Annotated in this window: 20 protein-coding genes; 15 read left to right on the top strand and 5 right to left on the bottom strand. The window is 65.9% G+C overall.

Features of this window, described 5'->3' with window-relative positions; genetic code table 11:
* Positions 1 to 2: 2 nt before the first annotated feature.
* Positions 3 to 626: a response regulator transcription factor gene (locus ABS761_RS06560; RefSeq protein WP_350407341.1), complete on the bottom strand. Its 624-nt coding sequence runs from the start codon at positions 624 to 626 to the stop codon at positions 3 to 5.
* Positions 623 to 2,377, bottom strand: coding sequence for a PAS domain-containing sensor histidine kinase (locus ABS761_RS06555; RefSeq protein ID WP_350407340.1), 1,755 nt, complete (start codon positions 2,375 to 2,377; stop codon positions 623 to 625). Before ABS761_RS06555 ends, ABS761_RS06560 begins: the two co-directional genes overlap by 4 nt.
* A gap of 243 nt (positions 2,378 to 2,620) precedes the next feature.
* Here ABS761_RS06555 and aceE point away from each other — a divergent pair, with 243 nt between their 5' ends.
* From aceE to purF, 7 genes are all read left to right on the top strand, one after another.
* A complete protein-coding gene (gene aceE, locus ABS761_RS06550; protein WP_350407339.1) occupies positions 2,621 to 5,335 on the top strand; it encodes a pyruvate dehydrogenase (acetyl-transferring), homodimeric type in 2,715 nt (904 codons plus the stop codon).
* Between the two features lie 14 nt (positions 5,336 to 5,349).
* Positions 5,350 to 7,041 (top strand): dihydrolipoyllysine-residue acetyltransferase, encoded by a 1,692-nt coding sequence (gene aceF / locus ABS761_RS06545; protein ID WP_350407338.1) that lies wholly within the window; start codon positions 5,350 to 5,352, stop codon positions 7,039 to 7,041.
* A 10-nt stretch (positions 7,042 to 7,051) separates the two neighbouring features.
* On the top strand, positions 7,052 to 8,800 hold the full coding sequence (gene lpdA, locus ABS761_RS06540; RefSeq protein WP_350407336.1) for a dihydrolipoyl dehydrogenase: 1,749 nt from the start codon (positions 7,052 to 7,054) through the stop codon (positions 8,798 to 8,800).
* A 135-nt stretch (positions 8,801 to 8,935) separates the two neighbouring features.
* A complete protein-coding gene (gene folC, locus ABS761_RS06535; protein ID WP_350407334.1) occupies positions 8,936 to 10,348 on the top strand; it encodes a bifunctional tetrahydrofolate synthase/dihydrofolate synthase in 1,413 nt (470 codons plus the stop codon).
* 49 nt (positions 10,349 to 10,397) lie between these two features.
* Positions 10,398 to 11,216, top strand: coding sequence for an SPOR domain-containing protein (locus ABS761_RS06530; protein ID WP_350407333.1), 819 nt, complete (start codon positions 10,398 to 10,400; stop codon positions 11,214 to 11,216).
* Positions 11,213 to 11,701: a CvpA family protein gene (locus ABS761_RS06525; RefSeq protein ID WP_350407331.1), complete on the top strand. Its 489-nt coding sequence runs from the start codon at positions 11,213 to 11,215 to the stop codon at positions 11,699 to 11,701. The genes ABS761_RS06530 and ABS761_RS06525 overlap by 4 nt, the downstream gene beginning before the upstream one ends.
* Before the next feature lie 15 nt (positions 11,702 to 11,716).
* Complete coding sequence (gene purF, locus ABS761_RS06520) at positions 11,717 to 13,219, top strand: amidophosphoribosyltransferase (protein ID WP_350407330.1); 1,503 nt, start codon at positions 11,717 to 11,719, stop codon at positions 13,217 to 13,219.
* A gap of 36 nt (positions 13,220 to 13,255) precedes the next feature.
* Here purF and ABS761_RS06515 read toward each other — a convergent pair whose 3' ends face one another.
* Genes ABS761_RS06515 through map form a run of 3 tightly spaced genes read right to left on the bottom strand, consistent with a single transcriptional unit; the run spans position 13,256 to position 17,191 of the window.
* Entirely contained in the window at positions 13,256 to 13,744 is a 489-nt protein-coding gene (locus ABS761_RS06515; protein ID WP_350407329.1) for a disulfide bond formation protein B, read from the bottom strand.
* A gap of 34 nt (positions 13,745 to 13,778) precedes the next feature.
* Entirely contained in the window at positions 13,779 to 16,379 is a 2,601-nt protein-coding gene (locus ABS761_RS06510; RefSeq protein ID WP_350407327.1) for a [protein-PII] uridylyltransferase, read from the bottom strand.
* Positions 16,376 to 17,191, bottom strand: a complete 816-nt coding sequence (map, locus tag ABS761_RS06505) for a type I methionyl aminopeptidase (protein ID WP_350407326.1) — start codon at positions 17,189 to 17,191, stop codon at positions 16,376 to 16,378. The genes ABS761_RS06510 and map overlap by 4 nt, the downstream gene beginning before the upstream one ends.
* A gap of 244 nt (positions 17,192 to 17,435) precedes the next feature.
* Here map and rpsB point away from each other — a divergent pair, with 244 nt between their 5' ends.
* The 8 genes from rpsB to rseP all read left to right on the top strand — a co-directional run bounded on the left by rpsB (position 17,436) and on the right by rseP (position 24,878).
* On the top strand, positions 17,436 to 18,188 hold the full coding sequence (gene rpsB, locus ABS761_RS06500) for a 30S ribosomal protein S2 (protein ID WP_350407325.1): 753 nt from the start codon (positions 17,436 to 17,438) through the stop codon (positions 18,186 to 18,188).
* A gap of 19 nt (positions 18,189 to 18,207) precedes the next feature.
* Complete coding sequence (tsf, locus tag ABS761_RS06495; protein WP_350407324.1) at positions 18,208 to 19,083, top strand: translation elongation factor Ts; 876 nt, start codon at positions 18,208 to 18,210, stop codon at positions 19,081 to 19,083.
* A 167-nt stretch (positions 19,084 to 19,250) separates the two neighbouring features.
* Positions 19,251 to 19,967, top strand: coding sequence for a UMP kinase (gene pyrH, locus ABS761_RS06490; protein WP_350407322.1), 717 nt, complete (start codon positions 19,251 to 19,253; stop codon positions 19,965 to 19,967).
* A 9-nt stretch (positions 19,968 to 19,976) separates the two neighbouring features.
* Positions 19,977 to 20,537 (top strand): ribosome recycling factor, encoded by a 561-nt coding sequence (frr, locus tag ABS761_RS06485; protein WP_350407321.1) that lies wholly within the window; start codon positions 19,977 to 19,979, stop codon positions 20,535 to 20,537.
* Between the two features lie 25 nt (positions 20,538 to 20,562).
* Positions 20,563 to 21,330, top strand: coding sequence for a polyprenyl diphosphate synthase (gene uppS / locus ABS761_RS06480; protein WP_350407320.1), 768 nt, complete (start codon positions 20,563 to 20,565; stop codon positions 21,328 to 21,330).
* A 137-nt stretch (positions 21,331 to 21,467) separates the two neighbouring features.
* Positions 21,468 to 22,316: a phosphatidate cytidylyltransferase gene (locus ABS761_RS06475; RefSeq protein WP_350407319.1), complete on the top strand. Its 849-nt coding sequence runs from the start codon at positions 21,468 to 21,470 to the stop codon at positions 22,314 to 22,316.
* Positions 22,317 to 22,318: 2 nt separating this feature from the next.
* Complete coding sequence (locus ABS761_RS06470) at positions 22,319 to 23,527, top strand: 1-deoxy-D-xylulose-5-phosphate reductoisomerase (RefSeq protein WP_350407317.1); 1,209 nt, start codon at positions 22,319 to 22,321, stop codon at positions 23,525 to 23,527.
* Positions 23,528 to 23,540: 13 nt separating this feature from the next.
* On the top strand, positions 23,541 to 24,878 hold the full coding sequence (gene rseP, locus ABS761_RS06465) for an RIP metalloprotease RseP (protein ID WP_350407316.1): 1,338 nt from the start codon (positions 23,541 to 23,543) through the stop codon (positions 24,876 to 24,878).
* The last annotated feature ends 49 nt before the right edge of the window (positions 24,879 to 24,927 follow it).

The following is a 24,927-nucleotide window of genomic DNA, read 5'->3' as shown; positions in this document are numbered from 1 at the left end:
CCTTAGTCCTCCTCGGCCTTGGCCAGGGCGATTTTCATCAGGTCGGCAACGGTCGTGACTTCGAGCTTTTCCATGATGTTGGCGCGATGCGCTTCGACGGTCTTGATGCTGATGTTGAGGTCGCCGGCGATCTGCTTGTTTAGCCGCCCCGCGACGATGCGCTCGAGCACCTGCTGTTCGCGCGCGGTCAGGCGGTTGAGCACCGCCTGCTGGTTGCGGTGTTCCTGGGCCTCGCGCACGCGTTCGGTCGCCTGGGCGAGCATGTTGGCGACGATATTGCGCAAATCGGCCTCGTTGAAGGGTTTCTCGAGGAAATCGACGGCGCCTTTCTTGATGGTCGAGACGGCCATCGGCACATCCCCGTGCCCGGTGATGAATACGATGGGTAGCGGCGCCTTGCGCGCGATCAGGGCCTCTTGCAGTTCGAGTCCGCTCATCCCCGGCATGCGCACATCGGCAATCAGGACTCCGACTTGATCCGGATCGTAGGCCTCGAGGAATTCCTCGGCCCCGGCGAAACTGCGGACCTGGTAGCCGTTGGCCTCGAGAAGCCAACGCAGGGAATCCCGGACGGCTTCGTCGTCATCGACGATGAAAATGGTGCTGGTCGCTTGGACTTGGATCATGCGTACTGCTCCTCTGTGGTTTCGTCGGTTTTCGGCCTTGGCGGCGCCTTGGGCAGAGTGAAGCGGAAGATCGTCCCGCCCTCCGGATTGGCGCTGGCCCACAGGCGGCCGTGATGCGATTCTATGATGGTGCGGCAGATGTTCAACCCCATTCCCAGCCCCTCGGACTTGGTGCTGTAGAACGGTTCGAACAGCCGTTCAGGATTGCGCAGGCCGTGGCCGCGGTCGATCACCGCGATTTCGACCTGTGGATCCTGGTCGGTGACCGTCAGGTGCAGGGTACGATACTCGCTTTGCTCCATGGCTTCCACACCGTTCTTTAGCAGGTTCAGCAGGACCTGCTCGATCAGGATCGGATCAGCCAGCACCTCGGGCAGGGGGTCGGGCAGGTTCTGTTCGATGTCGATCTGACGTTTGCGGGCATCGATGTCGGCGAAGCTGACCGCGTTTTCGAGAATGCGCGCGAGCGCCACCGCCTGCCGCCGGGGCTCGCTGCGTTTGACGAATTCGCGAATGCGGCTGATGATCTTGCCCGCGCGTTCGGCTTGCGCCGATGCCTTTTCCAGCGCTTCGAGCAGGGTCTCGGTGCGTGCCTTGCCGGACTTCAGCATGGCCGCCGCCGCCATATTGTAGTTACTGATGGCGGTCAGGGGCTGGTTGAGTTCGTGGGCCAGCGAGGAGGCCATCTCGCCCATGGTGGTCAGGCGACTGGTGAGCTGGGCCTTTTCCTGTTGCACGCGCAGGGCTTCCTCGTGCTTGCGCCGCTCGGTGATGTCGCGCGCGACTTGCAAACGCACCCGGCGCGAATCGGTCCAGGCCAGCATGCGGTGGTGGACCTCGAACCAGCGCTGGGCCGACTGCGAGTACAGCTCCATGGTCTCGTCGGTGAAGCGCCCCAGGCGGCCGCCCAGGAGCTCGGCGTGGCCGCTCGCCTGCGCCCCAAACAAACGGCGGTAGGTCCGGTTGGCAAACAGCAGCTCGAGCCCCTCAGGGGTGTCCGCCACCACCGAAATCGCATCGTCCAGACCCTCGAGCACCGTCATGAAACGCTCGTGCGCGGCGGTCAGCGCCTCACGGATGCGCTTGGGCTCCGTGATGTCGGTCATGGAGGTCATCCAGCCGATCTGCTCGCCGTTGGGGTCGCGCAAGGGCGAGACGTACATGCGGGCGGTGAAACGCGAGCCGTCGCGCCGCTGGGCCTCGATCTCGAGCCCGCTGCTGGGGGTCCGTCCCGAGAGCAACTGTGCGAGGACCTCGCGATGGTGGTCATGGCGTCCCGGCAGCCAGTAGGGGAACGGCGCCGTCCGGCCGATCAGGTCGGCTTCGTTCCAGCCGATCATGCGGCAGAAGGCCGGATTGACATAGGCGATACGCCCCTGCATATCGAAAACCCGCATGCCCGTGGACATGGAGTTCTCCATCGCGCGACGAAAGCCGGTTTCGGCGATCAGCGCGGACTCTGCCTGGGTGCGGATGCGCGTGTAGCGCCAGAGCGCGAGCAGGCTGAACACGATGACCAGAGAGAGGGCGGCCACCACCATCAACAGGCGTTGTTGACGGGTCTCCTGGTCTATGGTAACGAACATGACGCTGTCGCTTTGCAGGCGCTGCAGCCAGATGAAGGCGCCCATCACGCAAAGGTACAGCACCAGGACCACGACCGGCGTCAACCAGTACAGCCCGCGTCGATTGTGGCGGGCGTGCTCGTAGAATGTCGATGGAATCAATGACTTGCGATTCGGGATGGCCATGGCGGAGAGCTGATCTCGATTGCCACATTTTAGACGGGAAAAGGGTCTTTAACTTTTCACATAATAAAAATTCATATCACAGAATGAAATTTTACTTGTGCTAACCGGACCTGTTTCCTAGAATGGCGCAGAGATGTCCGGCAGACACCCGCTATGGATCCGCCCCAGGCATCCTTCGGCACGAATCCCGGTCGCCGGCGCGATGAGCGGCGACGACCTGAACCAAACCACCGGAGACACACGATGTCCTCTCTCGACCAATACGACGCGGCCATCACGCCCGCGGATATCGATCAACAGGAAACCCAGGAATGGCTGGACGCGCTGGAGGCGGTGCTCGACCGCGAGGGCGCGCAGCGTGCCCATTTCCTGCTGGAGCGCCTGATCGACATGGCGCGCCGATCGGGCGCGCACATCCCGTATTCGCTGAATACCGCCTACGTGAACACGATCCCGCCGGGGCTCGAGCCCGCGCATCCGGGCAATATGATCCTCGAGGAACGCATCCGTTCGTACGTGCGCTGGAACGCGATGGCCATGGTGGTCAGGGCCAACCAGTATGAGCCCGAGGACGGCGGCAGCCTGGGCGGGCACATCGCCTCTTTTGCGTCACTGGCAACGATGATCGAGTGCGGCCAGAACCACTTCTGGCATGCGGAATCCGCCGATCACGGCGGCGACTTGATCTACTTCCAGGGACACTCCTCGCCGGGCATGTACTCGCGCGCCTATCTGGAAGGCCGTCTGGATGAGGAAAACCTCATCAACTTCCGCCAGGAGGTCGGCGGCAAGGGCAAGGGCCTGCCGTCTTATCCGCATCCCAAGCTGCAGCCCGATTTCTGGCAATTTTCCACGGTGTCCATGGGCTTGGGCCCGATGATGGCCATTTACCAAGCCCGTTTCCTCAAGTACCTGCATGCGCGGGGGCTGGCCGATACCGCGACGCGCAAGGTCTGGGTCTTCGTGGGCGACGGTGAGGTCGATGAGCCCGAGACCCTGGCCGCCATCGGCCTGGCCGCGCGCGAAAAGCTCGACAACCTGATCTTCGTGGTCAATTGCAATCTGCAGCGCCTGGATGGCCCGGTGCGCGGCAATGGCAAGATCATCCAGGAACTCGAAGGCGCTTTCCGCGGCAATGGCTGGAACGTGCTGAAGCTGATCTGGGGCGGCTACTGGGATCCTCTGTTCGCCCGCGACAAAGAAGGCCTGCTGCGCCGCATCATGGAAGAAACCGTGGACGGCGAATATCAGGCCTACAAGGCCAACGACGGCAAGTTCGTGCGCGAGAAATTCTTCGGCAAGCACCCCAAGTTGCTCGAGATGGTCAGCCGCATGAGCGACGAGGACGTCTGGCGCCTGAACCGAGGCGGCCATGATCCGCACAAGGTGTACGCTGCGTTTGCGTCGGCCGCCAGCCACCAGGGCCAGCCTTCCGTCATCCTGGCCAAGACCATCAAGGGCTACGGCATGGGGCACGTGGGCCAGGCGAAAAACCCCACCCACCAGCAAAAGAAACTCGATGTGGATTCGGTGCGCGAATTCCGCGACCGCTTCAACATCCCCATTCCCGACGACAAGGTCGACGAGATCCCGTTTTTCAAGCCGGCCGCCGATTCGCCGGAAATGAAGTACCTGCACGAGCATCGCAAGGCGCTGGGCGGCTATCTGCCGCACCGCCGCGAGAAGGCCGACGAGTCCTTGCCGGTGCCGCCGCTGGACGCGTTCAAGGCTGTGCTGGAACCCACTGGCGAGGGGCGCGAGATCTCCACCACCCAGGCTTTCGTGCGGGTGCTCAACCAAATCCTGCGTGACAAGGATCTGGCGCCGCGCGTGGTGCCGATCCTGGTTGATGAGTCGCGCACCTTCGGCATGGAAGGGCTGTTCCGCCAGATCGGCATCTATGCGCCCGAGGGTCAGAAGTACGTGCCGGTGGACAAGGGCCAGGTCATGTACTACCGCGAGGCGGCCAATGGCCAGCTCCTGCAGGAAGGGATCAACGAGGCGGGCGGTTTCTGCTCCTGGATCGCGGCGGCGACGTCGTATTCGGTCAGCAACCGCATCATGATTCCGTTTTTCATCTATTACTCGATGTTCGGCTTCCAGCGCTTCGGCGATCACGCCTGGGCGGCCGGCGACATGCTGGCGCGCGGCTTTGTGCTGGGCGGCACGGCCGGACGCACGACACTCAACGGCGAGGGCCTGCAGCACGAGGACGGCCATAGCCACATCCAGGCGTCGCTGATCCCCAATTGCGTGGCCTACGACCCGGCGTTCGCGCACGAAGTCGCCGTCATCATCCACAGCGGCTTGAAGCGCATGATGCACGACCAGGAGAACGTGTTCTTCTATATCACGGTGATGAACGAAAACTATCCTCACCCCGGCCTGACGGCAGGGGACGAGGAGGGCATCCTGCGCGGCATGTACAAGCTGAAATCGGTCGCCGCCAAGGGCAAGGCGCACGTCCAGCTCATGGGCTCGGGCACGATTCTGCGCGAGGTTCTCGCCGCCCAGGAGCTCCTGGAAAAGGATTGGGGCGTGTCCTCGGACGTCTGGAGCGTCACCAGTTTCACCGAGCTGCGCCGCGACGGCCTGGACGTCGAGCGCCACAACATGCTGCATCCCGGGGAGCCCGCAAAGGATGCCTATATCACGGCCCAGCTCAAGAAAACCGAGGGTCCGGTGGTGGTCTCGACCGACTACATCAAGGCCTACGGCGACCAGGTCCGTCCCTACATCCCCGAAGGCCGGCGCTTCAAGGTGCTGGGCACCGATGGGTACGGGCGGTCGGACTTCCGCTCGAAGCTGCGTGAGCACTTCGAGATCGACCGCCACTTCGTTGTGCTGGCGGCCCTGCGCAGCCTGGCCGAGGATGGCGTCCTCGACATCAAGAAATGCGCCGAGGCGATCACCAAGTACGGTATCGACCCCAATAAGGCCAACCCGCATCACGCTTGAATGAGGTGAGGAACATGAGTAAAACGATAGAAATCAAGGTTCCAGACATCGGCGACTTCGATGCGGTCGAGGTGATCGAGGTCCTGGTGGCCGAGGGAGATACCATCGAGACCGAGCAGAGCCTGATCACCGTCGAGTCCGACAAGGCGTCGATGGAGATCCCCGCTTCCGAAGGCGGGGTGGTCAAGGCCCTCAAGGTCAAGGTCGGCGACAAGATCAAGGAGGGGTCGGTGATTCTCGAGATCGAGTCGACCGGCGAGGCCCCGGTCGCCGCCGAGCAGCCCGCGGCCTCGAACGAGCCCAAGCCCGCCGCGTCGGCGCCGGCCGCTCCAAAGGCGCCGGCTCCAGCAGCCCATGCGGGCACCCCCGTGCTGCGCGGCATCGCCGTGCCCGATATCGGCGATTTCGACACGGTCGAGGTCATCGAGGTCCTGGTGGCCGTGGGCGACACGATCGAGGCTGAGCAAAGCCTGATCACCGTCGAGTCCGACAAGGCTTCGATGGAGATTCCCGCCTCCGAGGGCGGGGTGGTCAAGGCCATCAAGGTCAAGGTCGGCGACAAGGTCAGCCAGGGAACCGAAATCATCCAGATCGAGGCGAGTGGGGCCGCGGCCCCCCCGGCTGCCGCCTCGCCGGCACCCGCCAAGGCGCCCGCAGCCCCGCAGCCGGCCCAGGCTCCTGCCCCGCAGCCCTCGCAGGCTGCCGAGTCCGCACCGGCCCTCGCGTCGGTGCCGCCGTCGCGCACGTCGCCCACCGCGGCCTTTGCCGAGGCCCCCGTGCCCTTGCGCAATCTGCCGCACGCCTCGCCGTCGGTGCGCAAGTTCGCCCGCGAGCTTGGCGTCAACCTGGCGCAAATTACCGGCAGCGGTCCCAAAAACCGCATCACCGCCGATGATGTGCGTGCCTACGTCAAGCAGGCCCTGTCCACGGGCGGCGCGAGCCCGGTGGGTTCGACCCTGCCGATGGGCGAGGGCTTCAGCGTGCTGGGCTGGCCCAAGGTCGATTTCGCCAAGTTCGGCGCCATCGAATCCAAGCCCCTGTCGCGCATCAAAAAGATCTCGGGCGCGAACCTGCACCGCAATTGGGTGATGATTCCCCACGTCACGAACAACGACGTGGCCGACATCACCGAGCTCGAGGCTTTGCGCCAGCAGCTCAATAGCGAGAACAAGAAATCCGGCATCAAGGTCACCATGCTGGCCTTCCTGATCAAGGCCGTGGTGGCCGCGCTCAAGAAATTCCCGGAATTCAACGCCTCGCTGGATGGCGACAATCTGGTCCTGAAGCACTACTTCCACATCGGCTTCGCCGCCGACACGCCCAACGGCCTGGTAGTCCCGGTCATCCGGGACGCCGACAAAAAAGGCGTGCTGGACCTGGCGGCGGAAACCGCCGAGCTCGCCGGCCTGGCCCGCGAGGGCAAGCTCTCGCCATCGCAGATGCAAGGCGGGTGCTTCTCGATCTCGTCGCTGGGCGGGATCGGCGGCACCGACTTCACGCCCATCATCAATGCGCCCGAGGTGGCCATCCTCGGGGTGTCGCGCTCGGCGATGCAGCCGGTCTGGGACGGCAAGGCCTTCCAGCCGCGCCTGATGCTGCCCCTGTCGCTATCCTACGATCACCGCGTGATCGACGGCGCCACCGCCGCGCGCTTCAACGCGTATCTGGCTAGCCTGCTGGCGGACTTCCGCCGCATCATCCTGTAAGGGGGACGACATGAGCATCGTCGATCTGAACGTCCCCGACATCGGCGACTTCGACCAGGTCGAAGTCATCGAAGTCCTGGTGGGCGTGGGCGACACCGTCCAGACCGAGCAGAGTCTGATCACCGTCGAATCCGACAAGGCCTCGATGGAGATCCCGGCCGAGCAGGGTGGGGTGGTCAAGGAAATCCTCATCAAGCTTGGCGACAAGGTGTCGCAAGGCATGGCCATCGTCCGCGTCGAGGCGGCAGATGCGTCCGCCGCGGCGCCCGCCCCGGCGGCACAGCCCCAAGCCGCGCCGCCCGCCGCGGCACCGGCGCCGGCGCCGGCGCAATTCGCCGGCGCGGCCGACGGCGAATACGATGTCCTGGTGCTGGGTTCCGGCCCCGGCGGCTATTCGGCCGCCTTCCGCGCCGCCGATCTCGGCCTGAAAGTCGTCCTGATCGAGCGCTACGCCACTCTGGGCGGGGTCTGCCTGAATGTCGGCTGCATTCCGTCCAAGGCCCTGCTGCACACCGTGGGCGTGCTCGAAGAGGCCAAATCCCTGGCCGCCCACGGCATCGCCTTCGGCGAGCCGACGATCGACCTGGGCAAGCTGCGTGGCCACAAGGATTCCGTGGTGGGAAAACTCACCGGCGGCTTGGCCGGCATGGCCAAGGGCCGCAAGGTCACGGTCATCCAAGGCGTGGGCACTTTCGCCGACCCCCACCACCTGGTGGTGGCCAAGGCGGACGGTGGCCAGGCCACGATCAAGTTCGCAGCGGCGATCATCGCGGCCGGCAGCCAGTCGGTCAAGCTGCCGTTCCTGCCGGATGACCCACGCATCGTCGATTCCACTGGTGCGTTGGCCCTGGAATCCGTGCCCGAGCGCATGCTGATCGTTGGCGGCGGCATCATCGGCCTGGAAATGGGCACGGTCTACTCCGCGCTGGGCGCCCGCCTGGATGTGGTGGAAATGCTGCCCACTTTGATGACCGGCGCCGACCGCGACCTGGTCAAGGTCTGGGACAAGATGAACGCCCGGCGCTTTGACCGCGTCATGCTCAACACCAAGACGGTCGCGGCCGAGGCCAAGAGCGACGGCATCTGGGTCCGCTTCGAGGGCGAATCCGCACCCACGGAACCCCAGCGCTACGACCTAGTGCTGCAAGCCGTCGGCCGCGCGCCCAACGGCAAGCAGATCGGTGCGGAAAATGCCGGGGTGTCGGTGTCCGACCGGGGCTTCATTGCCGTAGACAAGCAGATGCGCACCAACGTGCCGCACATCTACGCCATCGGTGACATCGTGGGGCAGCCCATGCTGGCGCACAAGGCAGTGCACGAGGGGCACGTCGCCGCCGAGGTCATCGCGGGCGGGAAATCCTCCTTCGACGCCCGCGTAATCCCCTCGGTCGCCTATACCGATCCCGAGGTCGCATGGGTGGGCCTGACCGAGGACGAGGCCAAGAAGCAGGGCGTCGAGCTGCGCAAGGGCTTGTTCCCGTGGCAGGCCTCGGGCCGCGCCATCGCCAACGGCCGCGACGAGGGTTTCACCAAGCTGCTGTTCGATGCGCAATCCGGCCGCATCCTCGGCGGCGGCATCGTCGGCACCCATGCGGGCGACCTGATCGGCGAGGTCGCCCTGGCGATCGAGATGGGCGCGGACGCGGTGGATATCGGCAAGACGATCCACCCCCATCCCACCCTGGGTGAATCGATCGGCATGGCCGCCGAGGTGGCCGAAGGCCATTGCACGGACGTGCCCGCAGCGCGCAAGCGATAGCGCGGACGCTCCGCGGCTGGCGGCCCGTATGACGTTCAGGCTCGCCTGGCGCCAGGGATGTCCGCCGGGATGAGGGCGGTAGGTGCTAATATCGGCACCTGCCGTTCCTCCTATTTTGCGTAAGATTTTTCCGCCATGTCCTCATTACATCCCGCTCAGGGCGCACCGCTCGCCGATTGGCTCGCCTATCTCGAAACCCTGCACCCCAAAGCCATCGATCTCGGGCTGGATCGGATTCGAGTGGTCGCGCAGCAGTTGTCCCTGTCGCTCGATTGCATCAAGATCACCGTAGCGGGCACCAACGGCAAGGGATCCACCTGCGCGATGCTCGACAGCATCCTGCTCAATGCCGGATACCGGGTCGGCACGTATACCTCGCCGCACCTGCTGCGCTTCAACGAGCGCATCCGCATCAATGGCGAGTTTGCCACCGACGAGCGGATCGTCGAGCAATTCGAGCGTATCGAGGCTGCGCGCGGCGAGACATCCCTGACGTACTTCGAGGTGACGACGCTGGCCGCGCTGCTGCTGTTCCAGGCCGAGCGGCTGGACGTGGCGATCCTGGAGGTTGGCCTGGGTGGGCGCCTGGACGCCGTCAACATCATCGATGCGGACTGCGCCATCCTGACCAGCGTGGACCTGGATCATATGGCATACCTGGGGAACACTCGCGAGGCGATCGGGCTGGAAAAGGCCCATGTGTTCCGTCCCGGCGCACCCGCCATTTGTGCCGACCCCATGCCGCCCGAAACCGTGCTGGACTACGCCCGGCAGATCGGCGCCGACCTGTGGCGCTTCGGTCAGGATTTCAATTATTCCGGCGATCGCCAGCAGTGGGCCTATGGCGGGCGCAGCCAGCGTCGCAGCGCCCTGGGATATCCGGCCTTGCGCGGCGCCAACCAGCTCATCAACGCCTCGGCAGCGCTCGCGGCGCTCGAGGCCCTGCACCCTCGCCTGGTGGTCACCCAGCAGGATGTCCGCCAGGGTTTGCTGCACGTCAGCCTGCCGGCGCGCATGCAGATTCTGCCGGGCCTGCCAGCGACGATCCTGGATGTTGCCCACAACCCGCACGCGGTCGCCGCGCTGGGCCAGAATCTCGACAGCATGGGCCACTATCCTCACACCTATGCCGTGGTGGGCATGCTGCACGACAAGGACATCGAGGCCACGCTGTCGCGGATTTCACGCCGCATCGACCGCTGGATGTGCGTGACGCTGGGCGGTCCCCGCGGCACCACCGCGCAGGAACTTGCCACCATCGTCCGCCGCCTGACGCAGGCGGAGGCGCCCGCGGATCCCTTCATCGCGGGGGCGGTGGAGGTCGGCCGCCAGGCCGCCGGCGCCAGGAAGCCTGGCGTACGGGCTGCGCCGCGCCCGGCGGTACCGGCGCATGACGTGACTGTGACGACATTTGAAGATCCGGTACAAGCCTTTGCCGACGCTCGAAAGCTGGCGACCGACAATGATAGAATTCTCGTGTTCGGGTCGTTCGCCACCGTCGGCCCGGTGCTCGAGGCCCTCAGGCTCGAGGGCAGAGACGTCATTTAATCATCGGGCGGTGCCCCTGGCCGGCCCGCTCCAGACGGGTTTCAGCGCAATGTTTTTTCGGAAAGCCACGGATTCAGCCTCCGAGCGACGGACTTCAGCCCGTGGCGCAGGCTCCAGCGAAGCCCAACTCAAGGAACTACGCAACAAGGCGAGGCGTCGCCTGATCGGCGCCCTGGCCCTGGTGCTGGCGGCCGTCATCGTCGTGCCGCCGCTGTTTGATGCACCGCCCGAGCTGGAGCCGCGCGAACCCATCGTCGTGCCGGCAAGCTCCTCTGGCCTGGTCACCGCCCCCGGCCAGGATTTGTCGGCCGACGCTGGCCAGGCCACCGAAGGGGATGCCGCCGAGACCGCGCCGGCCACTGAGGCCACCCAGGCCCAGACGCCCGCCGAGCCCGCCACACCCCCTGAATCCACCGAGCCCGCCGGGCAGCCGGCCCAGGAGGCCGACAAGATCGCCGAGGCGTCACGGCCTCCGGCCGCATCCGAGGCGCGGCCCGCCGCGCCGCCGCCCAAACCCGGTCCGGGCAGCGAACGCACCGACGATGGCTCGGTCGCCTTGGCCCTGCTCGCCGGCAAGATGCCGGCAGACACCGGTGGCAAGGCCCAGCGGCCCGTCAATCCCCCCAAGGCCCAAGGCAGCTTTATCCTGCAGGTGGCCGCCTACACGACCGAGCAGGACGCCCGCCAGCGGCGCGACGGCCTGATCGAATCCGGGGTGACCAATGCCTATGTCGAGCGGGGCCAGTCCGGCGACAAGACCGTCTACCGGCTGCGTGTCGGACCCTTCCCGACTCATGAGGCGGCCCAGGCGGCCCAGACGCGGCTGCGGGCGCTGGGCTACCAGAACGGCCTGATCTCCGGCAAGTGACCAGCTTCGACTACATCGCGATCGCCGTACTGGTGCTGTCGGCGTTGATCGGCCTGATGCGCGGCTTCGTGCGCGAAATCCTGTCCCTGATCGCCTATGTCGTCGCTTTCATTTCATCGATCTGGTGGGGGCCCGGCCTGTCGGGCTGGCTGGTGCAATACATCGAGAACGGCCTGTTGCGCACGATTGCCGCATACGGCGCGATGTTTCTCATCGCCCTGATGCTCATCGGCCTGCTGAACATCGCCTTGGGCGCGCTGCTGGATCGCACCGGCTTGACGCCGGCCGACCATGGCCTGGGAGCCGTTTTTGGCACCGTGCGCGGGCTGCTCATCGTCCTCGCGCTCGTGGGCTTGGCGGGATACACCGAACTGCCGCGCGAACCCTGGTGGCAGGAGGCGCGGACGTCAGCGGCCGCCGTGCGGGGGTTCCAGCAAATCAAATCGCTGCTGCCGCCATCCCTGGCACAGTGGCTTCCCTACTGAGGCGAAAGACGGAACATGTGCGGAATCGTGGGCGTGATGGGGCAGAGTCCGGTCAACCAACTGATCTATGACAGCTTGCTGCTGCTGCAGCATCGCGGCCAGGACGCGGCGGGCATCGCCACCGCCCACGAGCAGTTCTTCAGCATGCACAAGGCGCATGGCCTGGTGCGCGATGTCTTTCGCACGCGTAACATGCGTTCGCTGCCCGGCAACAGCGGACTGGGACAGGTGCGCTACCCGACGGCGGGCTCGAGCGCCAGCGTGGACGAGGCGCAGCCCTTTTATGTGAACGCGCCGTTCGGCATCACCTTCGTGCACAACGGCAACCTGACCAACTGGCGCGAATTGCGCGAGGCGCTGTTCAAGCACGACCGGCGGCACATCAACACCAATTCCGATTCCGAGGTGCTACTCAACGTCTTCGCGCACGAGCTGCAGCAGGCATCCAACGGTGTGACCCTGGACGAGCACGCGGTGTTCGAGGCGGTGCGCGCCGTGCACCGGCGAGCCAAGGGGGCGTATGCGGTGATCGCGCATATCTCAAGCTTCGGCCTGGTCGCGTTCCGGGACCCTCACGGCATCCGGCCCTTGTGCCTGGGCCGCCACGACGGCGGGGCAGGGACGGAATGGATGCTGGCCTCCGAATCCGTGGCCCTCACCGGCTGCGGCTTCAATCTGGTGCGCGACGTCGCCCCGGGCGAGGCCGTCGTCATCACCGAGGATGGCCGCCTCAGCAGGCAGGGCTGCGCCGGGGACGATCGCGAGCACACGCCCTGCGTGTTCGAGTACGTGTACTTTGCCCGCCCCGATTCAGTGATGGACGGCGTCTCGATCTATGACGCCCGCCTGCACATGGGGGAATACCTGGCCGACAACGTGGCCAAGTCTCTGCGGCTGGGCGATATCGACGTCGTCATGCCGATTCCCGATTCCTCGCGGCCTTCGGCCATGCAGCTCGCGGCGCGGCTGAACCTTTGTTATCGCGAGGGTTTCATCAAGAACCGCTACGTGGGCCGCACCTTCATCATGCCCGGCCAGGCCGTGCGCAAGAAATCCGTGCGCCAGAAGCTCAGCGCCATCGACCTCGAATTCCGCGGCAAGAACGTCCTGCTGGTGGATGACTCCATCGTGCGAGGCACCACCAGCCGGGAAATCGTCGACATGGCGCGCGCCGCCGGCGCGCGCAAGGTGTTCTTCGCCTCGGCGGCCCCAGCGGTGCGCTACCCGAACGTCTACGGCATCGATATGCCGACTCAGGCCGAGTTGATCGCCACGGGTCGCGACACCGAGCAGGTGGCCCGCGAGATCGGTGCCGATGGACTGGTCTACCAGGCGCTCGAGGATCTTGAACAGTCCCTGCGCGACTTGAATCCGGCGATGCGCCGGTTCGAGTCCTCGTGCTTCAACGGCGAATACATCACCGGCGACATCGATGCCGCCTACCTCGAGCGGTTGAGCCTCAGTCGCGGCGGAGCGGTGCGCTCAGGCGCGATGGCCGCCGACGGCGACGAGGCATGATCCAGCGGGCCGCCTTTGACCGGGCGCAATGCCGCGCTATCGGCTGCGGGCCCGTAGCAGGACCCATACCGCCAGCGCCAGGCATAAGGCGAACAGGCCCAGGGCCCAGAGCGCATACTCGATTCCCAGCACGCTGACGCGCGCGTCCATGCAACTCGCGTAAATCCCGAACAACCAGGGCAGGGCGGCGTCCAGTCCGCTGCCGGCGACGAATTTGTCGGCGAAGGTCTGGTCGCAGGAAAACATGTGCGCCGCGACCGTATATTGATACCAGGCGGCCAGCATCCCGCAGACCGCCAGGATAGCCGCGAGCGCGGCGCCGAGGACGTGGATGCGGGCCGAGCGCCAGCCCGCCGTCGCCAGGCCGCAGACGGCCGCGATCGCCAACAGGATCAGGCGCTGCAGCACGCACCAGGCGCAGGGCTGCATGTCGAACCCGTATTGCGAGACCAGGGCGACGCCCACGCCCGCGAGGCACAGCAAGGCGATGCTGCGCAGAATATGCTCGGTGGAGAATGTTTTCATTTCGGCCTGAGAAGCAATTTCGAATGTGGAGAAACTATACCTCGGGCACGGCCCGGGGCGCCTGGCCGCCCAGCACGTCCAACACATCGCGCTCGAACCGCATCTGGCCCCGCGGAAGGTCCAGTGCCTCGCCCTCGAGAATGAAAATGTCCTCGACCCGATCGCCCAGTGTCATGATCTTGGCCATCTTGAGGTCGATTCCATGCCGGGCAAAGACTTGAGCCAGATCGTGCAGCAGGCCGACGCGATCGGCCGTGGTCACCTGCAGGCGCCAGCTGCGATGATTCTCGTCGGCCTGCAGGGTGACGCTGGGCATGATGGGAAATGCGCGCGAGCGGCGTGACCCCGGCATCCCGGCCGCCCGGCGCCCCGGGCGCCGGATCCCGGCGCCGGCCAACTCATCGCGCAGCTCGTGCTCGACCAGCGTGGCATGCGAGCGGTAGTCCTTTTCGTGGTCGGGCAGCAGGACGATGAAACTGTCCAGCGCCCAGCCCTGGTGTGTGGTGTGGATGCGCGCGTCCTGCACGCTCAGTCCGTGGGTGTCGAAATACGCGCAGATCGTCACGAACAGGTCGTCGCGGTCCGGCGCGTAGGCGAGAATCTGCAGCGCTTCGTTCTGGCCGACCACGCGGGCCTTCACCACCGGCTCGGCGCCTTCGCCGCGGTGGTACAGGTGTCGCGTGTGCCAGGCGATTTCGTTGGCGTCGTGGCGCAGGAAATAGGCGACATCGAGCTGAGACCAGAATGCGTCCCGGCTCTCGTCGCGCAGGCCCATGCGCCGGATCTCGGCCGCCGCGGCTTCCTTGCGCTGGGTCAGGATGGTATGGGTGTCCGGCCGCTCGCCCCCCAGTGCCGCCAGGGTCTGGTGGTACAGGCTCTCGAGCAGCTTGCCCTTCCAGGCGTTCCAGACCTTGGGGCTGGTGCCGCGGATGTCGGCCACGGTCAACAGGTACAGCGCCGCCAGGGCGCGCTGCGAACCCACGCGGATGGCGAAGTCGTGGATCACCTGGGGGTCGCTCAGGTCGCGTTTTTGGGCCACCTGGGACATGGTCAAGTGCTCGCGCACGAGGAATTCCAGCAGGTTCGTGTCCTCTGAGCCCAAGCTATGGGCGATGGCGAACTTGCGCACCTCGGAGGCCCCCAGGGCCGAGTGATCGCCGCCGCGGCCCTTGGCGATATCGTGAAACAGCGCCGCGATATACAGCAACCAGTGCCGGTCCAGATCGGCAATAAGCTGGCTCGCCAAGGGGTATTCCTGCGCATGCTCGGGCATGGTGAAGCGGCGCAGGTTGCGCACGACCGTCAAAATATGCTGGTCCACCGTGTAGACGTGGAACAGATCGTGCTGCATCTGCCCCACGATGCGCCGAAATACGGGCAGGTAGCGCGGCAGGATGTTGAGCATCGTCATGTCGCGCAGCGCGTGCACGATGCCGCGGGGCTGCCTGAGGATCTGGATGAATTGGTGGCGATTGACCGGGTTTTCGCGGAACTGTTTGTCAATCAGGCGCCGCGCATGCCAGATCGCGCGCAGCAGGCTTGCCGACATGCCTTGCAGCTCGGGGTGCTCCTGCATCACGAGAAAGACGCGCAGCAGCAGGGCAGGATTGCGCTCGAAGCCGTCCTCGCGCACCAGGCACAGTCGCTGGCGGCGGACGCAGAAGTGCTCGTCGATGGCTTGGGCGGCCGCGGGAGGTTGGGGGAAGATGGTTTCCTCGAGACTCTGCATCAGCAGCCGGTTCATCTGGCAGACCACGCGGGCGGCCCAGTAGTAGCGCTGCATCAGCAGTTCGCTGGCCAGGCGGTTGGCCTGTGGTTCGAAACCGTAGAGCGTTGCCAGTTGTGGCTGCAGATCAAAGAGCACGCGATCCTCACGCCGGCCCGTCAGCAGATGCAACTCCACGCGCAGGCGCTTGAAGGCCAGCTCGGCGCGGCGCAGTGCCCGGAACTCGGCCGCGGTCAGCAGGTCGGTGCGGGCCACTTGCGGCCAGCTCGACCCCAGCCCCGCGGCGCGCGCCAGCCACAGCAGTACCTGCAAGTCACGCAGGCCGCCCGGGGCCTCCTTGCAGTTGGGCTCCAGGGCGTAGGGCGTGTCCTGGTGTCGCGCGTGGCGCTGCTGCATTTCGGCACGCTTGGCAAGGAAAAATGCCTGGGGATCCAGATCGGCGTGCATCTGGTCCTGCAGGCGGCCAAACAGGGTCTTGCTGCCGGTGAGCCGACGCGCCTCCAGCAGGGAGGTCTGCACGGTGATGTCGCCCGCGGCCTCGTCTCGGCATTCCTCGAGCGTGCGCACGCTGTGGCCGGGCTCGAGCCCGACGTCCCACATGGCAGCGATCAGCGCCTCGATCCGGTCGCGTTCGGGCGCGTCGGGCGCGCGTTCGAGCAGGATCAGGATGTCGATGTCGGAGTGCGGATAGAGCTCGCCGCGCCCGTAGCCGCCCACGGCGGCGAGCGCCGCCCCTTCGGGGATCGGAAAGAGCCGCGTGAGCTCGTCCAGCAGCTCGTCGGCGATGCGCCGCAAGGCACTCAGCAGGGCTTCGGCGCGCAGGTGCTTGCGGTAGGCCGCGACGGCCTGCGCGCGCAACTCGGTGTGGCGTGCGCGCAGGGCGACAAGCCCCACGTGCCCGGGATTCATGCGGCTTGAGCCGCCTTGGCGAACGCGGGCGGCTGCGGCATGCCCGGCGACACGGTGAGGACCTCGTAACCGGCGTCGGTCACCAGAATGCTGTGTTCCCATTGTGCCGAGAGGCTGTGGTCGCGCGTGACGACCGTCCAGCCATCGGCCAGAGTGCGAATCTCGCGCCGGCCCGCATTGATCATGGGTTCGATGGTGAAGATCATGCCGGGCTCGAGGCGCAGTCCGGTACCTTGTTTGCCATAGTGCAGGACCTGCGGGTCTTGGTGGAACTTGCGCCCCACGCCGTGGCCGCAGTATTCGCGCACCACCGAAAAGCCCGCAGCCTCGGCGTGTTTTTGGATGGCGTGGCCGATGTCGCCCAGCGTCGCGCCCGGACGCACCTGCTCGATGCCCAGCCACATGCATTCGTACGTGTTGTCGATCAGGCGGCGCGCCAGGATGGAGGGCTCGCCCACGCAGTACATGCGGCTGGTGTCGCCAAACCAGCCGTCCTTGATCACGGTGACGTCAATGTTCATGATGTCGCCGTTCTTGAGGACTTTGTCGCCGGGGATGCCGTGGCAGATCACGTGGTTGACCGAGGTGCAGATCGAGCCCGGAAAAGGGGGGTAGCCGGGCGGGGCGTAGCCCACCGTGGCGGACTCGACGCGCAGCTCGTTGGCGATGTAATCCAGGCACAGGCGGTCCAGGTCCCCCGTCGTGACCCCGGCGCGCACATGTGGTGCCAGGTAATCGAGCACGCTGGCCGCCGCCTGGCAGGCGGCGCGCATTTGATCGAGTTCGGCGGGGTCTGTGATGGGTTTGCTCATGGGGAACTTGCTGTTGATGTGGAAAGAATAGTAGAATTATAGGCTTACTTCGAGTTGCTTTGCCTTTGGTTTGGGTTCAAGGATAGGCCCGAAAGGATGGGCTTAGAAGGATTGGGCCTAGGGCAGGGCTCGAAGAAAATCGCGTGCATGGCCACCCAAGGGTGCCCGGGCAGGGGCGAGCCGACTCGTCCATGTTAGTCCCGGATACTGGCCATGTACAGGACCCAACCCTCAGGAGAATCCTATGTCCCTCATGCGCGAAATGCTGGAAGCCGGTGTGCACTTTGGCCACCAGACCCGTTACTGGAACCCCAAGATGGCCGAGTACATCTTTGGCCAGCGCAACAAGATCCACATCGTCAATCTGGAAAAAACCGTCGAGAAATACCTCGAGGCCAGCCAGTTCGTCCGCCAGGTTGCGGCGCGCGGCGGCAGCATCCTGTTCGTGGGCACCAAGCGCGCGGCGCGCGAGCTGGTCGCCGCCGAAGCCCAGCGCTGCGGCATGCCTTACGTCGACAGCCGCTGGCTGGGCGGCATGATGACCAACTTCAAGACTGTCAAGACCTCGATCAAGCGCCTCAAGGACATGGAAGCTCAGCAGGCCGAAGGCGCCACCGAGCACATGACCAAGAAAGAAGCCCTGATGTTCGAGCGCGAGCTCGATAAGCTCAACAAGTCGATCGGCGGCATCAAGGACATGAACACCTTGCCCGACGCCCTGTTCGTCATTGACGTGGGCTACCACAAGATCGCCGTCGCCGAGGCCCGCACCCTGGGGATTCCCGTGGTGGGCGTCGTCGACACCAACCACTCGCCCGAGGGTATTGATCACGTGATTCCCGGCAACGACGACTCCGCCAAGGCGATCGCCCTGTATGCCCGCGGCATGGCCGATGCCGTGCAGGCCGGCCGCGAGCAGAGTATCAACGGCCTGGTCGAAGAGCTCGCCCAAGGCGAGGAATTCGTCGAGATCGAGCAGGATCAGGATCAAGAATAAGCTATACGGAGAATCGCAAATGGCACAAATCACCGCATCGATGGTCAAGGAACTGCGTGAAAAGACCGATGCCCCCATGATGGAATGCAAGAAGGCCCTGACCGAGGCCGACGGCGACATGGCGCGTGCCGAGGAACTGCTGCGCGTCAAGCTCGGCAGCAAGGCCAGCAAGGCCGCCAGCCGCGTGACCGCCGAGGGACTGATCGGCGTGCACATCGCCGCCGGCGCCAAGGTCGGCGCCGTGATCGAGGTCAACTGCGAGACCGATTTCGTGGCCAAGAACGAGGATTTCATCGGTTTCGTGAACCAGCTCGCAGCGCTGGCGGCGGAACGCGCCCCGGCCGACGTCCAGGCGCTGAACGCCCTGGCGATGGGCGAGGGCACGGTCGAATCCACGCGCTCGGCCCTGATCGGCAAGATCGGCGAAAACATTTCGGTGCGCCGCTTCCAGCGGTTCGAAACCGGCGACGGCCTGTCGAGCTATGTTCACGGCGGCAAGATCGGCGTGCTGGTCGACTTCGCCGGCGGCGACGATACGGGCAAGGACGTGGCGATGCACATCGCGGCCACCAAGCCGCGCGCCCTGGACGCCAGCGGCGTATCCCCCGAGGACATCGCCGCCGAGCGTTCCGTGGCCGAGCAAAAGGCCGCCGAATCTGGCAAGCCCGCCGAGATCGTCACCAAGATGGTCGAAGGCGCGGTGCAAAAGTACCTCAAAGAAGTCACGCTGCTGTCGCAGCCCTTCGTCAAGAACGACAAACAGTCCGTCGAGCAGATGCTCAAGGAAAAAGGCGCGCGCATCAATCGCTATGCCTTGTTCGTGGTCGGCGAAGGCATCGAAAAGAAATCGACCGATTTCGCTGCCGAAGTGGCTGCTGCCGCCAGCGGCTCCTGATCCGCGTCAATTTCAGGTACGATGGCATCGCGCGGCCCGCGCGATGCCATATCGGTCCAGTATCGCGCCCAGCACGCGAGCCCGTCACGCTCGAACCGGCGGCGGGTTCCCGGGGCGCGGCACTGCAAAGCGCATCCTTTCAATTCATTTTTCCGGGAACCAGGTCCATGTCGAATCCCGCCTATCGGCGCGTGCTGCTCAAGCTTTCTGGCGAAGCCCTGATGGGCAGCGACCCCTACGGCATCAATCGCGCCACCATTTTGCGCATAACCGAGGAAATCCATGGCATCGTGTCGCTGGGCGTGCAGCTCGCGGTGGTGATCGGCGGCGGCAATATCTTTCGCGGCGTGGCGCCGGGCGCGCAAGGCATGGACCGCGCGACGGCCGACTACATGGGGATGCTGGCGACCGTCATGAACGGTCTGGCCCTGCAGGACGCCCTCAAGAATCACGGCGTCGAGACGCGGGTCCAGTCCGCCCTCAACATCGATCAGGTGGTGGAACGCTACATCCGTCCCAAGGCCTTGCGCTACCTCGAAGAGGGCAAGGTCGTGGTCTTTGCCGCCGGCACGGGCAACCCGTTCTTTACCACCGATACCGCGGCGGCCCTGCGCGGCGCCGAGATCGGCGCCGAGGTCGTCCTGAAGGCCACCAAGGTGGACGGCATCTACAGCGCCGACCCCAACAAGGACCCCAGCGCCACGCGCTACTCGAGCATCAGCTTCGACGAGGCGATCGTCCGGCGCCTCGAGGTCATGGACGCCACGGCGTTCGCGCTGTGCCGCGACCAGAAGCTGCCCATCAGGGTCTTTTCGATCAATAAACCGGGGGCGCTGCGGCGAGTCGTCTGCGGCGAGGACGAAGGCACCCTGGTCCAGGTCTAAGGAGTCATCATGAGCTTATCCGAAATCCGTAGTTCCGCCGATGCGCGCATGGCCAAGACCATCGACGCGTTCAAGGCCGGCTTGTCCAAGATTCGCACGGGGCGCGCCCATACCGGGATCCTCGATCACGTGCTGGTCGAGTACTACGGGTCACCGGTGCCCATCAGCCAGGTGGCCAATGTGAATTTGATCGATGCGCGCACCATCAGCGTCCAGGTCTGGGAAAAGCCGATGGCGGGTGCGGTCGAAAAGGCGATCCGCGAGTCCGATCTCGGGCTCAACCCGATCGCCATGGGCGACAACATCCGCGTGCCGATGCCCGCGCTCACCGAGGAGCGGCGCCGCGATCTCACCAAGGTCGTGCGCGGCGAGGGCGAGGATGCCAAGGTCGCCGTGCGCAACCTGCGCCGCGAGGCCAACGAGGCCCTCAAGAAGCTCGTCAAGGACAAGGAAATCTCCGAGGACGACGAGCGCCGCAGCCAGGACGAGGTGCAAAAGCTCACCGACCGCTATGTTGCCGAGCTCGACAAGCTCGTCAGCCAAAAAGAAGCCGAGATCATGACGGTCTGACGCCTTCGGCGCCCCGACCCTGGCCATGAAGATATTCCCGTCGAGCACCACGCAAGCCATTCCAGAGACTGGGGAAGTGCCCGTGCACGTGGCCATCATCATGGACGGTAACGGACGTTGGGCCAAGCAGCGCCTGATGCCGCGGACCGCGGGCCACATGCGCGGCGTCCAGGCGGTACGGCGCACGGTCGAGGCCTGCGGCCAGCGCGGGGTGCGCTACCTCACGCTGTTCGCCTTCAGCTCCGAGAACTGGCGGCGGCCCCAGCAGGAGGTTTCCCTGCTCATGCGGCTGTTCGTGCAGGCCCTCGAGAAAGAGGTCGACAAACTGGTCGAGCAGGGCGTGCGCCTGCGCGTGGTCGGCGACCTCGGCGCCTTCGACGAACATCTGCGGGCGCTCATCCATGACGCCGAGCGTCGCACCGAGCACCTGTCGACCCTCACGCTCACGATTGCGGCGAACTACGGCGGGCGCTGGGACATCCTGCAGGCTACGCGCCGCCTGCTGGCGGCGCGTCCCGAACTCGCCGAGCGCCCGGACGCACTCGACGAGTCGGCGCTCGCCCCCTATCTGTCGATGGCCTATGCCCCCGAGCCCGATCTGTTCATCCGCACCGGCGGCGAGCAGCGGATCTCGAATTTCATGATCTGGCAGCTCGCCTATACTGAGTTGTATTTCACCCGGACATATTGGCCGGACTTCAATGCCGCTGCGCTCGACGAGGCCTTCGAATGGTACCGGGGCCGCGAGCGCCGGTTCGGGCGCACCAGCGAGCAGCTCAGGGTGCCGCAGTAGGGCCTTGTTCACGCCCAGGAGTCGCGAACGAATGAAACGAGGGACTGATCATCAGCACGCGCGTCGCCGCGCGCATGCCCGTGCCTGCAAGGCTGGCGGCGCCGGACCGCTGGCGTGAGCCTGCGCTAGGAAACCGAATGCTCGGACAGCGCATCCTCACCGCGATCATTCTGCTGGCCGTTCTGGCCGGCGTGCTTGCCGCGCCTGGACCCTGGCCGCTGATGATCTTGTTGGCCGTGGCCGCGGGCTGCGCCCTGTGGGAATGGATCCGACTGGTGCTGCCCTCAGCCTGGCCGCGCCGGCTGATCCCGGCACTGTGCGTCCTGCTGATGCTGGGCCTGTCGGCCTCCTGGCTGCAATTTCATCCAGACCAGGCCCCGCCGTGGGCGCCGTTGTTCGAGCGCGCACTGGTCCCCCTGGCCGCCCTGTTCTGGGTGCTGCCGGCGACGCTGATGGTGCTGTGCGCCCGGCCGCTGCCGCCGTTCGGCCCTCGGGTCCTCGCCGGCTGTGCCGTGCTGGCGCTGTTCGCGGTCTGGTATGCACTCGCCAGGATCTACCTGGATTTCGGAGCCCAGTGCCTGGTGAGCTTGCTGGCCCTGATCTGGTGCGCCGACATCGCGGCGTATTTCACCGGGCGCGCGTTCGGCCGCCACAAGCTCGCGCCGCGGGTGAGCCCCGGCAAGACCTGGGAGGGCGCCGGCGGCGGCGTGGCGGCGGCGACCGCCTGGCTGCTGGTCACCGCCTGGTGGTGGCCGGAGAGCTACGGCGCGCGCCTGCTCGAGCTCGGTTCGACGGCCTGGGTGCTGGCGGCCGGCGTTCTGCTGGCCGCCTGGTCCATCATTGGCGACCTGTTCGAGTCACTGCTCAAGCGGCGCGCCGGAGTCAAGGACTCCAGCCGCCTGCTGCCGGGGCACGGCGGGGTGTACGATCGGATAGATGCCGTTCTGCCCGTGACGGCAATCGCCTTGCTGTTCCTGATCAATTGACCATGCACGCCATGCACCGACTTTGTATTCTGGGCTCGACCGGCTCGATCGGCGTCAGCACGCTGGACGTCGTCGCGCGCCATCCGGATCGCTTCCAGGTCTATGCCCTCAGCGCCCACAGCCGCATCGAGGCCCTGGCCGAGCAGGCTTGGCGGACGGGTGCTCGCGTGGTGGTGGTGCCCGATGATGCCGCCCGCGCGCGCTTCATGGCGGCCTGGCCCGCCGGTCGCAGACCGCCCGAGCTGCGTCAGGGCGCCCAGGCGCTCGCCGACACGGCGGCCGATCCCGAGGTGACCGCGGTCATGGCGGCCATCGTGGGCGCGGCGGGCCTGCCGGGCGCGCTGGCCGCGGCCCGCGCCGGCAAGCGGGTGCTGCTGGCCAACAAAGAGGCCCTCGTGGCGGCGGGCAATCTGTTCATGCGCGCCGTGCGCGAGGCCGGCGCCGAGCTGTTGCCCATCGACAGCGAGCACAATGCGATTTTCCAGTGCCTGCCGCGCGGCGCGGCGCGGGCGCACGCCCCCGCGGACCCCGCGCCCGGCGTGCGCCGCCTGTTGCTGACCGCCTCGGGGGGGCCGTTTCGTCGCGTCGCTTTGGATCAGCTCGAGGGGGTCACGCCCGAACAGGCCTGCGCGCACCCGAATTGGCGCATGGGCCGCAAGATCTCAGTGGACTCGGCCACCATGCTCAACAAAGGCCTGGAGGTCATCGAGGCGCACTGGTTGTTTTCCATGCCTTTGCAGCGTATCCAGGTGGTGATCCACCCGCAAAGCGTAGTCCATTCCATGGTCGAGTACGAGGACGGATCCATTCTGGCACAGCTCGGCCAGCCCGACATGCGCACGCCGATCGCCTATGGCCTGGGCTTTCCCGAGCGCATCGACAGCGGCGTCGGCCTGCTCGAACTTTCTCGGCTCGGGCGCCTGGATTTCGAGGAACCCGACCTGCTGCGCTTCCCCTGCCTGCGTCTGTCACTCGACGCCCTGGGCAGCGGGCAGGCCGCGTGCATTGCGCTGAACGCGGCCAACGAGATCGCGGTCGACGGCTTTCTGAACGGCCGCATCCGCTACACGCAGATCCCCGACATCATCGAACGTTGCCTGGATGATTCCGTTACGCGCTCCGGCGGCGATCCGGGCTCCCTGGACGACATTCTGGCCCTGGACGCCCAGACGCGGCGCATGGCCGCCGACCTGTGCCACGCCACAGATTGACGGCGGACTCGACATGGCGCTGACCCTGCTTGCCTTCGCCTTCGCCCTGGGCTTGTTGGTGACTTTTCACGAGTTCGGCCACTATTGGGTGGCACGGCGCTGCGGCGTCAAGGTGCTGCGCTTTTCCGTAGGCTTTGGCCGGATCCTCTGGCAGCGCACAGACCGCCGCGGCACGCAATGGGCCTTGTCGGCCATTCCGCTGGGCGGCTACGTCAAGATGCTCGACGATCCGCCCCCCGGTGCCGACGAGAGCGCGAGCCACGAAGCCTTCAACCGCAAGAGCCTCGCCCAACGCAGTGCAGTCGTTCTTGCCGGTCCGCTGGCAAACCTCCTGCTGGCGGTGCTGCTGTACACGGGCCTGGGCGTGATGGGAACGCTCGAGCCCGCGGCGATTCTGTCGGCGCCCGCCGCGGGCACCCCCGCGGCGCAGGCCGGGGTTGCGGACGGAGACGAGTTGCTCGAGGTCGACGGCACGCCGGTGCACTCATGGAACGACGCGCGCTGGCGCCTGCTCGGCCCGATCGTCCGGGGGGGCGAGATCACCCTCTCCGTGCGTCCGGCCGATGGCGGGCCGCCGCGCGGGCTGCGCCTGCACACACAGGCTGGCGACGTGGCGCCGGACGGCCCGGACCCCTTGGCCGCGGCCGGCCTGGCGCTGGCCGACGCACGGCCCCGGCTCGGCGAGCTGACCCCCGGCGGCGCCGCCGAACAGGCGGGCCTGCGCGCCGGTGACTTGGTGGAAGCCATCGGCGGGGTGGAACATCCCAGCGTGGCGACCATGATCGAAGTCATCAGTGCCCATCCCGGCGAGGCGCTGTCGTTGCGCGTGCGCCGCGACGACGCCGAGCTCACGCTGGAGGTCACGCCCCGCCCGGCGCAAGACGGGCAGGGGGCCGCCATTGGCCGGATCGGTGTCCTGGTGCAGGGCGAGCGGCCCATGGTCGAGCGTCGGCTGGGGCCGGTGGACAGCCTGTGGCAGGGGGTGGCGCGCACCGTGGAGATGACCGGGTTCAGCCTGCGCATGATGGGCCGCATGCTCATCGGCGAGGCATCGCTCAGGAACGTCAGCGGGCCGGTGACGATTGCGGACTATGCGGGCCAGACCGCGCGCCTGGGGCTGGAGCCCTACATCGGATTCCTTGCCCTGATCAGCATCAGCATCGGCGTATTGAACCTCCTGCCGATCCCCATGCTCGACGGCGGGCACCTGTTGTTCTATCTGATCGAGGCGATCCGCGGGCGGGCGGTCTCCGAGCGGGCGCGCGAGGCCGGCCAGCGTATCGGCATCGCCTTGCTGTTCGGTTTGATGTCGTTGGCTTTTTTCAATGATCTAGTCCGCCTTTTCAGTTAGAGTCGTTGTGACTTACAATCCCGCATCGCTCATGCGTTGTCCCTTTCAC

This window comes from Castellaniella sp. GW247-6E4 (genome assembly GCF_040276065.1).
Taxonomy (GTDB): Bacteria; Pseudomonadota; Gammaproteobacteria; order Burkholderiales; family Burkholderiaceae_B; genus Castellaniella.
The sequence above is the reverse complement of the archived record's forward strand: the minus strand, read 5'-3'. Positions and strand labels throughout refer to the sequence as shown.